Here is an 11,456-nt window from a genome sequence, read left to right on the forward strand (position 1 = left end):
CGCGTATGCAACCGCGCGACCTGTCCGATCACGTCGCCTACGAGGCGGGTCGAGGCATCGAGGAGGTCGCCCGTGAACTCGGGCGCGACCCCTCGGAGTTCGTCAAACTCGCCTCGAACGAGAACCCGCTCGGGCCCTCGCCGGCGGCCGCCGAGGCCATCCGCGAGGCTGCCTCGAACGTCAGTTCGTACCCGAAGTCCGCCCACACCGACCTTACCGACGCCGTCGCCGACCGCTGGGGCGTCTCCTCCGCCCAGGTCTGGCTGGCAAACGGCGGCGACGGCGCGCTCGATTACCTCTCGCGGGCCATGCTCGAGCCCGGCGACGACGTCCTCGTCCCGACGCCCGGCTTCGCCTACTACGGGATGAGCGCGCGATTCCACCACGGTGACGTCCGCGAGTACGCGCTCGACCGTGAAGACGAGTTCACCCAGACCGCAGACACCGTCCTCGACGAATACGAGGGCGAGCGCATCGTCTACCTCACCAGTCCGCACAACCCGTCGGGGTCGACGATCGAACTCGCGGAGATCGAGCGTCTCGCCGACGAAACCGACGCGGAGACGCTCGTCGTCGTCGACGAAGCCTACGGCGAGTTCGCCGAGACCGACAGCGCCCTCTCGCTCGTCGAGGGGCGGAACGGCTTCGACGCTCGCGACGATATCGCCGTCTTACGGACGTTCTCGAAGGCCTACGGCCTCGCCGGGCTTCGCCTCGGCTACGCCGTCGTTCCCGAGGAATGGGCCGACGCCTACGCCCGCGTGAACACCCCCTTCGCCGCGAGTGAACTCGCCTGTCGGGCTGGCCTTGCCGCCCTCGAAGACGGCGACCACGTCGAGCAAACCGTCGAGACGGTCCGCAAGTCCCGCGCCGCCATGCGCGAGGAAATCGACGCACACGTCTGGGAGAGCGCGGGGAACTTCGTCCTCGTCGACGTGGGTGACGCGACCGCAGTCGCCGACGCGATGCAAGAGCGCGGCGTCATCGTTCGCGATTGTACGAGTTTTGGCCTCCCGGAGTGCATCCGCATCACCTGCGGTACCGAGGCCGAAACCGAGCGCGCGATCGAGACGGTTTCCGACGTCCGTGCCGACTTGGACCTCGAACACGAGTCCGACCGCGAACGAGAGGTGGCCGACACGTGAGAATCGCGATCACCGGCACGCCGGGAACGGGGAAAACGACAGCGACCCAACTGCTCAAATCCCGACTCGGCGAGCCCGTAGAAGCGTTCGAACTCGTCCACCTCAATCAGGTACTCGAGGACGAGGGTCTCTACACCGAGGTCGACGCCAATCGAGAGAGCAAGGTCGCAGACCTCGACGCGCTAGCGGAGTGGCTCGCAGCGCGCGAGGGGAATCGTATCGTCGAATCCCACCTCGCACACCACTTCGACGCCGACCGCGTCGCCGTCCTCCGGTGTGCGCCTACTGAACTCGAGACGCGCCTGCGCGAGCGCGGGGAAACCGACGCCAAGGCTCGCGAGAACGCAGAGAGCGAAGCACTGGACGTGATTCTCTCGGAAGCCGTCGACGAACACGGTCTCGAGTCGGTCTACGAAATCGATACGACCGACCAAGCACCCGAGGCGGTCGCGAACGAACTCGTGGCCGTCGTAACCGGCGACCGGGAGCCAAGTGCCGGAGACGTTGACTTCATGGGGTATCTGACATGACACTCGATAGATTCAGACCGTACGTCTCGCGATTTCTGGACCCGTTCGTCACCGGCTTCGACCGCGTCGGTATGACTCCCAATGGGGTGAGCGTCCTCGCGTTCGGCATGGCCGTCCTGGCCGCTGGCGCGTTCTTCCTCGGCGGGCGGGCGGACCCGGTCTGGTATCTCGTCGCTGCGGTTCTCGTCTTCGTCAACGGCTGGCTCGACATCGTCGACGGCGCACTCGCCCGCGAACAGGAGGTCGCCTCCGCGGGCGGCGACCTGCTTGATCACGTCCTCGACCGCTACGCCGACATCGTCATCATCGGCGGTCTCGCGGCCGGCATCGGTAACTACCTGCTCGGCTTCCTCGCCGTCACGGGCGTCGTCATGACCTCCTACCTCGGGACCCAGGCCCAAGCCGTCGGCCTCGACCGCGTCTACGGCGGCCTCGTCGGCCGCGCCGACCGCCTCGCGATCATCGGCATCGTCGGCGTCCTCGCGTTCCCCGTTTCGGGTGACCTCGGCGGGCTGACGCTGGTCGGCTGGCTGCTGGTCTTCCTCGCCGTCGTCGGCCACCTGACCGCTCTCCAGCGGTTCTTTTACTCCTGGTCTGCGCTGGATTGAGCTCGGTTTCAGGCATCCGGATTTCGGAGACAGGCGTTTCGTGACGGGGAGTTCGGTTCCAACGAGACCGTTCTTCTCTGCGACAGGGCCGCGCCGCATGGTTTATGACTCGCCGGAATATAGGTTCACTCATGGTTCAGTGCGAGATGTGTGGCGCCGAGACGTCGTCTCCGAAGACCATCAAGGTCGAGGGCGCGAAGTTAGACGTGTGCGCGGACTGTACCGACTTCGGAACCGAGGTCAAACAGCCCTCGAGTTCGAACACGTCCACTAAGTACTCGACTGGGTCGTCCTCGAGTTCAGATGGCCAATCCGGTGGGTCGGCCTCGAGTGGGACGAGTTCGTCGTCCTCATCCTCGAGTTCACAGCGCCGGTCGGACATGTTCGACGACATGGATGAACTCGCGCCGGATTATGATGATCTCGTTCGCTCGGCCCGCGAGGAGCAGGGCCTCAGCCAGTCTGATCTGGCGAACGAACTCAACGAGAAGTCGAGTCTCATCCACAAGATCGAGCGGGGTGATACATTGCCGAGCGATCGCGTCCAGTCGAAACTCGAGCGTTTCCTCGAAATCAATCTGAGCGCGGAGGGTGGGTCGAGCGAGGACTCCGAGTGGTCCGGTGGCTCTTCCTCGGGCAGTTACACGCTCGGTGATGTCGTCAAGCGGAAGGATTGAGGACGGATCGCGGATAACAGATAGCGGATGCCGAATCGCAGCGAGAGCAGGACAGTGAGAGACCGAGTCGGTTACAACCCGCCGTCGACCGCGAGTATTGCCGCGAGTCGGTCGTCGACTCGCAAGCTATTTCTTTCGCGGGACGGGCCTCTCTGCTATGTTCGTCCTCGTCAACCTGAAGACGTATCCGTGTGATCCGGTCGCCGTTGCGGAGGCCGTCCGCGACGTAAACGAGACAACTGACGCTCGCCTGGCCGTTGCGCCCCAGGCAGCCCACCTCGAACGCGTCGCCGAGACCGGCGTCGAGACGTGGGCGCAGCACGTCGATCCGATCGACTACGGGAGCAACACGGGACACGCGCTCGCCGAGTCCGTCGCCGAGGCGGGCGCGGTCGGGACGCTGATCAACCACTCCGAGCAGCGCCTGAAACTTGCAGATATCGACGGCTCCGTTCAGGCAGCACGGCGGGCCGACCTGGAAACCGTCGTCTGCGCGAACAACCCGGCCCAGATCGGTGCTGCGGCGGCGCTCGGCCCCGACGCCGTCGCCGTCGAACCCCCCGAACTCATCGGCACCGGCACGCCGGTCAGTCAGGCCGATCCCGACGTCGTCGAGGACGCCGTCAACGCCGCGGCCGGCGTCGATTCCGAGGTATCCGTGCTCTGCGGTGCCGGCATCAGCACCGGCGACGACGTGGTCGCCGCGGGTGAACTCGGTGCCGAAGGCGTCCTGCTCGCAAGCGGCGTCGCGAAGGCAGACGATCCGACGGCGGCGCTCGAAGCGCTCGTCGACCCGCTCTAACGCGACCCGACGCGAAGCCGACCAGCCCGACGACTTTTCTCTCGCCGTGCCGATGACTCGCATATGACCGACCAGCGACCCGTCGGTGTCGCACTCGAGAACCGGCTCATGAGCCACGGCATCTACGTCACCGCGTTCGAAACGGCGGGAAGCGACGGAAACACGACGGCCGAAACGGCGGATGCAGCTATCGACGATGGCACGCGAATCGAACTCGAATACGAGACCGTCTCGGAAGTCCCTGGGATCACGAGCGACGAAGTTGGAGCCGTCCTCCGAACGTTGCTCGCGATCGCCGACGAACGCGAGTGGCAACCCGGTCGACTTGAGGTCACCTCGCTGACGCCCGAGGGCGACCGCCGTGGCACCTGGCACGTCGAGCGCGAGTGGTTCGACCGCCTTTCGACGGACCTCTCGCAGGTCGAGTTCTCCCAGCACGTTCTCGAGACGGTTACCCAGGAGGCCCTCGATTGATTTGAAATCCTGATAGTAATGAATGAGTGAGAGTCAGCCTGAGTAGATACGTTAATAATGATTCACACACCAAGGTACTGACGACCGCTGTATGTCCGGAGAACAGGTATTCGTCTCGCACGCTCCCGATGACCTCGAGCTCGTCCAGGACCTGTTCTCGACGGTCAAGAACTTTCCGTTCGGCGTCCACATCGCCTTAGAAGAGATCGAATCCGGCCGCTCGCGGGCGCGCCTCGAGGGGCGACTCGCCAACAGCGACGTGGTCGTTGCCGTGTTGACCGAGCGGGCGGCGACCAGCCAGTGGATCAATCAAGAGACCGGCTACGCGCTCGCAAAGGGCATTCCCGTCCTCCCGCTGTACGACAGCGAGGAGAATCGCGGCGGCTTCATCACCGACGTCGAGGGCGTCGCGATCGACCGCGAGAATCCGTCGGTGACCATCTTCAACCTGCTCTGTCGGCTCCGCAGTGAACTCGCGCCGCTTAGTGCGCTCTCGGTACCGAACTGGTACGTCCGATTCCCGTGTACGGTTTCGAACTGCGACCACCCGGTGACACTCGAGATCGAACGCAGCCAGACGAAACTCTGGAAACTCCACCAGCACGGCCAAACGCTCTCGACGACCTGTGAAAACTGCGGGTCACAGTATTATTTCGATCCGGGAACGATCGGGTACCTTCGTCGGGAGTGAGCAAACCGAAGGGTTTGCGATGGTCGGCGAGTCCGCTACTCGAAGCGAGTGAAATGGCGGGAGAATCGGGACACCAATAGTGGTTCAGGTCCGATGAGCACGTATGGATACCGCAGTCCGGGTTGATGATCAGGGAGTGACCGTCGACCGCGAGACAATCGCGATTGCAGTTGTCGATGTCATCCTGCTCACGGGACTGATCATGTTTGGGCAGTCTCACCACGGGTCACTCGGCGGCCCACTCGCAACGCTCGAACGCGTCGCACCGTTTTTGATCGGCTGGTTTGCGATGGCGTTGCTGGCAGGTCTCTACACGAGAGTCGCGACTCGATCGCTCGTCGAGACAATTCGGATCACGGCGCTGACGTGGATCGCAGCGGCGAACATCGGGCTTGCGCTTCGTTCCTCGCCCTATTTCGAGGGTGGGTTCCACTGGACGTTCAGCTTCGTAATCACCGGCTTCGGACTGCTCGCACTGGTCAGCTGGCGGTTCGGGTACATCGCCATGCGCCGAAGCTGAGCTTCCCTTTGGCTCGCCTGCGCCGAGTTCTATCTCGTGGATCGAACGATTGCACACAGCGATGGCGATACAGAAGATACGCGAGGTGGTTGTGCATCTGCTTTCAACGGTGACAGCTAGAAACACAGTTTCTGAGAGAGGAATGTGGTGCTCGATATCCACCGCTACGCGATTCTACGCCTAGTTATATCATATATATCCCTATGTATTTAATGAAGGAGATTGGTCCATAAGCAATCCATAAGTTATACAAACCCAATGCGGTGAATATGGATTAGAAATCAGTTCAATATCAAGCGATTATGGGAAACACTTATATACTTATTTCGCGTACTATAGAACAGATTATGACTGGATACTACGACCTTGTTCTTGGCCTCATCCCAGTCGCATTGCTCGGGATCACTGCAGCCCTAACGGCCGTTGGCCTTTCGTTGATCGCTGCCGTTCCTATCGGCGCGTTCGCCGCGATGGCGATCATCGGCCACGCAATGTTCATCAATACGCCTGCCGATGTTTCGGACGAAGCGAGATCCGCAAAGCCGCCGCTCAACGCGGACTAGTCGTCCCTTTCCAGTCACCCTCGTTTTAGCTTAGCCCGAGTTCGTCGTTGTCGGGGCTCTGTCCTCTCAAGTGAAGGTGCACGCTGGGTCGAAAACGATGCACTGCCGAGTGCGCGACGAGTCGTGGCGTTGACCGCTATGGCATTTGCGGTCGGATCTTGAACCCATATCGCGTCACCCCTTCCTGGGTGTAGATACGGCGGATCGTCGTCTCGACGCGATCACCAACAGCGAAGGCATCGGGTGCAGCGTCGGTACCCATTGCAGGAACGCTGACTGTGCGAGGAGTGGCTGTATCCGCGTTCGTGTTTGCGTCTGCGTTTTCGTTTCTGTTGCCGTCTCCGTCTCTGTCGCGGTCGTCCGTCGCTGCGTCGAGTGCAACGATCGCCGCTGCGTAGTCGCCGCTCCGGGATTGGTGTGGGGCGAACTCCGGTGGTGCGCCACCATGCGAAATCGTCGTGACGGCTTCGACGGTCCCCGTTCCGGCGAGTTCAACTGGCTCGGCGGCGTCGAGTGTCCCGCAGCCGTCACAGGCACCCGCTGGTGGGAACGAGAGCGCACCACAGTCGGGACAGCGGCCGGCTTCGAGGCGGTACCGCTGGGGGATCGAACGCTGCCAGGAGGGGACGCTGACGTACGCGCCGCCGCCCGATGGCGGGCCGGTCGTGACGACGCCGCGCTGGCGCAAGTATTCGGCGTACGAGAGGGTGGCGTCACCGTCGAGGTCGATTCGCGCTGGCACGTCCCCGGCGGTCTCGAGCGCGAACGCGTCAGCCCCGGCTCCGCTGCCGTAGGAGACGGCGAGGATCGACTTGGTGCCGGCGGCGAGTGCAGCGGCGAGCGAGGCGGGGACGCTCGCGGCACCGAGATCGCCGAGTTCGTGAACGGTCGCAGCGGCCCGGATAGCGTCGGTGTCGACGCCCGCTGCACCGGCGGCGCGGTAGGGGAGTTTGCCGTCCGGTGCCTGGACCACCGCTACGTCGGGGTCCCGCTCGTGCTCGAGTTCGGCGACGGCACCGCCGATCGTTTGGGTGAACGCCCGGCGGTCGTATTGCGTGACACCGAGCCCCTGCTTCTCGTCGTCGCCGGTGTTTCGGAAGCGCGTTCCGGGATAGGGATGGGCGAACTCGGCGCGGTCGGTGATGTGGGCGGGGCCGTCGGGTTCGAGGACGAGCGCCGCGGCACCCGCGCCGGCGGCGTGGTCGAGTTCGCTGTCCGGGTGGCCAATCGGGGCGTCGGCGGTGACGACGAGGGCGGTCGCCCCGGAACCGGCCTCAATCGCGTCCATGCCGGCCCAGATCGCGCGCGTTCCGGCCCGCGTGCTGCCCGTGAAGACGTGGCGGGTGGCCGACTCGGAGACGGCGAGCATCGCGCCGAGACGGGCGGTCAGGTCCGCCTCGGCGACGGGCGGAGTCGAGGTGGCGAACGCGAGCCAGTCGACATCCGTGCCCTCGAGTTCAACCGCCTCGAGTGCGCGGGTTGCGGCCTCGGAGCCCATCGTCAGGGCGTCCTCGTCGGCGGCGGGGACGGCCTTTTCGGAGATGCCGGCGGCCCGGAAGTGGCCCCAGGCCTCCTCAAAGGCCGCGGCGGAGATCCGGAATCGAGGGGTGTACGCGCCGACGGCGGTGATGGCGGTCATCGGGCGCTCACCTCCTGTTGCCTCTCAAATACGTGAACGACGGCAGCACCGCCGCTGCCGCCGACGTTGTGCGTGAGTCCGCGCGTCGGGGTTTCGACCTGTCGCTCGCCGGCCGTCCCGGAGAGCTGTTTGAACGCCTCGACGACCTGTCCTGCACCGGTCGCGCCGATGGGGTGACCCTTGGACTTGAGGCCGCCGGAGGTGTTGACCGGGAGGTCGCCGCCGAGTTCGGTCGCGCCGGACTCGATGAGGTCGCCGGCCTCGCCGGGTTCGCAAAAGCCGAGATCCTCGTAGGCGAGCAGTTCGGCGATGGCAAAACAGTCGTGGACCTCCGCGAAGTCGAGGTCAGCGGGATCGATGTCGGCCATCTCGTAGGCCGTCTTGGCGGCGCGCCGGCTCGCGGGGACGCCGGTGTAGGTGTCGCGCTGGAACAGTCCCACGCTGTCGCTGCCCGCGCCGACGCCGGCGACGCGGATCGGATCGTCGGTGTAGTCGTCGACGACGTCCTCGCTGACGATCAGAGCGCAAGCCGCGCCGTCGGAGGTCGGACAGCAGTGATAGAGATTGAGTGGGTCCGCGACGACTGGGGCGGACTGGGCGTCCTCAAGCGAGCACTCGAATCCGAGTTGGGCGTGGGGATTCTTCGCGCCGTTTGCGTGGTTCTTGACGGCGATCCGCGAGAGCTGTTCACGGGTGGTGCCGTACTCGTTCATGTGGGCGCTTGCCATCTGGGCGTAGACGCCGGAAAAGGTGGTTCCCGAGAGGCGTTCCCATTCGGTTTCGCCGGAGACGCCGAGCCAGTACTTCGTCGCATCTGAACTCATGTCGGTCATGACCTCGAAGCCGCCCGCGAGGGCGACATCTGCCATGCCGGATTTGACCGCTTGGACGGCCTGGCGGACCGCAAAACCGCTCGCCGCACAGGCGTTTTCAACTCGCGTACAGGGGACGCCGTCGAGACCGACGTGTTCAGTTACGGCGGGCCCCGAGAGCCCGAGTTGCCGCCCGCCGACACCGAGCGTGCCGATGAAGGCCTCGTCGATTTCGTCCGCGTCGAACTCGTCTGGAACGCTGTCTACGGCCGCGTCGAACGCCGTTCGAAACAGTGAGCGGTAGCTCTCCTCGGGAAAGGCCCCGTAGGCCGACTGTCCCGCACCGACGAGATAGGCGTCTCGCATACACGAGAACGGTCGGCCCGGTATGAAATAGATTTCGTCAACTGTTCGCACGCGCTGTACCGAGCCGTTGCTCGTCTCGGCCCCGCACGTAGGCCGGGCGTTCTCGAGTCGGATCTGCCTACTCGAGCGCGGCGTTTTCGTACGGTCTCCGTACCCGCAGGCGACGCCGGTCAACGGCGAGTTTCGACGCGACGGCGTCGGCACGGTCCCCGTTACCGTCACTGGGTTCAAACCACTGTTTCCCGTAGGACGAGTTCAGCCTATGTCCCGTGCGGCTGACCTCGTTTCGGTGCTCGAGTCGACCTCGTCGCTCGCGATCGTCTGTCACGACAATCCGGACCCAGACTGTCTGGCCAGCGCTATCGCACTCGAGGCGATCGCCGAGGAGCACGACGTTGACGAGGTGATCATCGCGTATGGCGGGGAAATTTCACACCAGCAGAACCGGGCGTTCGTCAATATGCTCGCCGTCGACGTGCAACCGATCGAGGAACTCGACAGCGATATTGACGAGTTCACAACCATCGCGTTCGTCGATCACACCGTTCCGGGGAGCAACACGGCGCTCGACCCGGACATCGAACCCGACATCGTCGTCGACCACCACCCCGGAGAGTCGGTCGAAGCACCCTTCGTCGACGTGCGAACCGAATACGGCGCGACGGCCACGATCTTCGTCGAATACCTCGACAGCCTCGATATCGATCTGACCAGTCGCCTCGCCTCGGCGCTGCTCTTTGCGGTCCACCGCGAACGCCTCGACTTCGTCCGCGACCCGACCCGCCGCGAGTACGAGGCCGCACTCACCGTCTATCCCGACGCTGAACTCGACGTGCTCGAACAGCTCTACGGCAGCGCGTTCTCGCCGGGGACGCTCGACGCGATCGGCCGAGCGATTGCGACCCGTGATCGCCGTGGCTCCTCGATGATCGCCAGCGTCGGCAAGACCACCGAGACCGATGCGCTCCCGCAGGCGGCGGACTACCTTCTCAATCTCGAGGGCGTCGACACCGTCCTCGTCTACGGTATCGTCGGCGACGCGATTCGGATCAGCGGCCGGTCGATCGATCCGCGGATCAACATGGGCGAGACGCTCACCGAGGGCTTCGGTGAACTCGGCTCGGTCGGCGGGCATCACGACATGGCCGGCGGCCACATCGGACTCGGTATCTTCGCCGACGAGCAGGGCGACGCGGACGAACTCCTCGCGTTCGTCAGCGGACGGATCGCCCAGCGGTTCTTCGACGCGTTGAACCTGGACGAGTAGTCACCATCGACGTGATCGACTCACTGGATGTCGATCCGGTGTGACTCACTGTCCGGGTCGCGTTTGGGAAGTTCTACCGTCAGGATTCCGTTGTTGACCGTCGCATCGGCGTTCTCGGCGTCGACCGGTTCCGGAAGCGATACCTGTCGACTGAACGACTGGACCTCGCGCTCGCGGCGAATGTAGACATCGCCGCCCTCGTCTCCCTCATCACTCTCCTCGTCTTCCGTCGCCCGCTTTCGCTCTCCTTGAATGGACAGCGTCTCTCCCGAAAGGCGGATGTCGAGGTCATCGGTTTCGTAGCCGGGCACGTCGACGGTGACGACGAAGGCATCACCCTCGTCGGTCATGTCGAGACTCGTCGCTGAGCTCCCCATCGAAAGGTCGAACCGGCTTCGATCCTCCATCCCCGACTCCCACGAGCGTGCGGCCGTCTCGAGTTGGCGATTGAGTCTATCGAGCAGTTCATCGATGCCGTCGAAGGGACTTGGTCTGTCTGCCATAGTCGCATTCAGCTACGTTCTCAGCGGCGAAAAAAGCCACTTCAGGATCGATTGAGGGTTTTATATGCTAACATGTATCATAGTGTCCGTGTCGGTACCGGCAGTATCATTGGCAGGGATGGAGGTTTTGAGTCTTCCGACCCTACCGTGACCGATGACACGCGCACTGTTCGTCGTTAGCGAGGAAGGTTACTGGGGAGAGGAGTGTGTCGAGCCGCTCGAAACGCTCTCGAACGCCGGGATCGAGATTACAGTCGCCACGCCATCCGGCAGTCCGCCGGAAATCGACGACCGCTCGCTCGACCCCGACGAGGTCGGCGAGGAAACCGCCGAACACGTCCGCGATGTCCACGAGAACGACGAACGGCTCAACGACCCGATCCCGACGGCGCAGGCCGACGCCGCCAACTACGACACCGTCGTCTTCCCCGGGGGCCACGGAACCGAATGGGACGTCAACCAGGACAGCGATGCCCGTCGACTGCTCCGAAACACCATCGACGGCGACGGCAAAGCACTCGTCGTCTGCCACGCCCTCGGCCTGCTCGCGTTCGCCCGCGACGGCGACGGCGAGTTCATCGTCGACGGCCGCGACGTGACCGGTTTCCCGAACGAGTGGGAAGCGAACATCGTCGACGAGAACGATCTGATGCCCAGCGGGCGCAAACTCCCCTACTGGGTCGAAGACGAAGTTATCGCCGCCGGTGGCAACTGGGACGCCGAACTCGATCAAGACACGAGCGTCACCGTCGACGGCGACCTGCTCACCGCCCGCGGTCCCGGCTCTTCGAGTGCGGCAGCCGAGACGCTGCTGAGTGAACTCGAACGCTGATTTCGGGTAACTGGGTGGATCTCACGG

General features: G+C 64.0%; 14 protein-coding genes. 11 read left to right on the plus strand and 3 right to left on the minus strand.

All coding sequences use genetic code 11. The annotated features are described in order from the left end of the window. Positions 1–5 precede the first annotated feature (5 nt). The 9 genes from hisC to C484_RS03210 all read left to right on the plus strand — a co-directional run bounded on the left by hisC (position 6) and on the right by C484_RS03210 (position 6,010). The gene (hisC, locus tag C484_RS03165) at positions 6–1,145 is read left to right on the plus strand and encodes a histidinol-phosphate transaminase (protein ID WP_006824522.1); all 1,140 of its coding nucleotides are present in this window, start codon (positions 6–8) and stop codon (positions 1,143–1,145) included. Then, positions 1,142–1,675, plus strand: a complete 534-nt coding sequence (locus C484_RS03170; protein ID WP_006824523.1) for an adenylate kinase family protein — start codon at positions 1,142–1,144, stop codon at positions 1,673–1,675. Before hisC ends, C484_RS03170 begins: the two co-directional genes overlap by 4 nt. Next, positions 1,672–2,283, plus strand: a complete 612-nt coding sequence (locus C484_RS03175; protein WP_006824524.1) for a CDP-alcohol phosphatidyltransferase family protein — start codon at positions 1,672–1,674, stop codon at positions 2,281–2,283. The genes C484_RS03170 and C484_RS03175 overlap by 4 nt, the downstream gene beginning before the upstream one ends. A gap of 131 nt (positions 2,284–2,414) precedes the next feature. Next, positions 2,415–2,960, plus strand: a complete 546-nt coding sequence (locus tag C484_RS21970) for a multiprotein bridging factor aMBF1 (protein WP_083867278.1) — start codon at positions 2,415–2,417, stop codon at positions 2,958–2,960. A gap of 157 nt (positions 2,961–3,117) precedes the next feature. Then, positions 3,118–3,762, plus strand: coding sequence for a triose-phosphate isomerase (gene tpiA / locus C484_RS03190; protein ID WP_006824527.1), 645 nt, complete (start codon positions 3,118–3,120; stop codon positions 3,760–3,762). A gap of 63 nt (positions 3,763–3,825) precedes the next feature. After that, positions 3,826–4,236 (plus strand): hypothetical protein, encoded by a 411-nt coding sequence (locus C484_RS03195; RefSeq protein ID WP_006824528.1) that lies wholly within the window; start codon positions 3,826–3,828, stop codon positions 4,234–4,236. A gap of 91 nt (positions 4,237–4,327) precedes the next feature. Continuing rightward, positions 4,328–4,927, plus strand: a complete 600-nt coding sequence (locus C484_RS03200; RefSeq protein ID WP_006824529.1) for a toll/interleukin-1 receptor domain-containing protein — start codon at positions 4,328–4,330, stop codon at positions 4,925–4,927. A 103-nt stretch (positions 4,928–5,030) separates the two neighbouring features. Further along, positions 5,031–5,447 (plus strand): DUF3054 domain-containing protein, encoded by a 417-nt coding sequence (locus tag C484_RS03205; RefSeq protein ID WP_006824530.1) that lies wholly within the window; start codon positions 5,031–5,033, stop codon positions 5,445–5,447. A 347-nt stretch (positions 5,448–5,794) separates the two neighbouring features. Beyond that, positions 5,795–6,010, plus strand: coding sequence for a hypothetical protein (locus tag C484_RS03210; protein ID WP_006824531.1), 216 nt, complete (start codon positions 5,795–5,797; stop codon positions 6,008–6,010). Between the two features lie 136 nt (positions 6,011–6,146). Here C484_RS03210 and C484_RS03215 read toward each other — a convergent pair whose 3' ends face one another. After that, positions 6,147–7,649: a zinc ribbon domain-containing protein gene (locus C484_RS03215; RefSeq protein ID WP_006824532.1), complete on the minus strand. Its 1,503-nt coding sequence runs from the start codon at positions 7,647–7,649 to the stop codon at positions 6,147–6,149. Then, positions 7,646–8,827: a thiolase domain-containing protein gene (locus C484_RS03220; protein WP_006824533.1), complete on the minus strand. Its 1,182-nt coding sequence runs from the start codon at positions 8,825–8,827 to the stop codon at positions 7,646–7,648. The genes C484_RS03215 and C484_RS03220 overlap by 4 nt, the downstream gene beginning before the upstream one ends. 262 nt (positions 8,828–9,089) lie before the next feature. On the opposite strand from C484_RS03220, the gene C484_RS03225 reads away from it, so the two are divergent. Further along, positions 9,090–10,094: a DHH family phosphoesterase gene (locus C484_RS03225; RefSeq protein ID WP_049915009.1), complete on the plus strand. Its 1,005-nt coding sequence runs from the start codon at positions 9,090–9,092 to the stop codon at positions 10,092–10,094. A gap of 20 nt (positions 10,095–10,114) precedes the next feature. On the opposite strand, the gene C484_RS03230 is transcribed toward C484_RS03225, so the two are convergent. Beyond that, a complete protein-coding gene (locus C484_RS03230; protein ID WP_006824535.1) occupies positions 10,115–10,597 on the minus strand; it encodes an Hsp20/alpha crystallin family protein in 483 nt (160 codons plus the stop codon). Between the two features lie 154 nt (positions 10,598–10,751). On the opposite strand from C484_RS03230, the gene C484_RS03235 reads away from it, so the two are divergent. After that, on the plus strand, positions 10,752–11,429 hold the full coding sequence (locus C484_RS03235) for a type 1 glutamine amidotransferase domain-containing protein (protein ID WP_006824536.1): 678 nt from the start codon (positions 10,752–10,754) through the stop codon (positions 11,427–11,429). Positions 11,430–11,456 lie beyond the last annotated feature (27 nt).

Origin of the sequence: Natrialba taiwanensis DSM 12281 (assembly GCF_000337595.1) — an archaeon.
GTDB classification, from domain to species: Archaea; Halobacteriota; Halobacteria; order Halobacteriales; family Natrialbaceae; genus Natrialba; species Natrialba taiwanensis.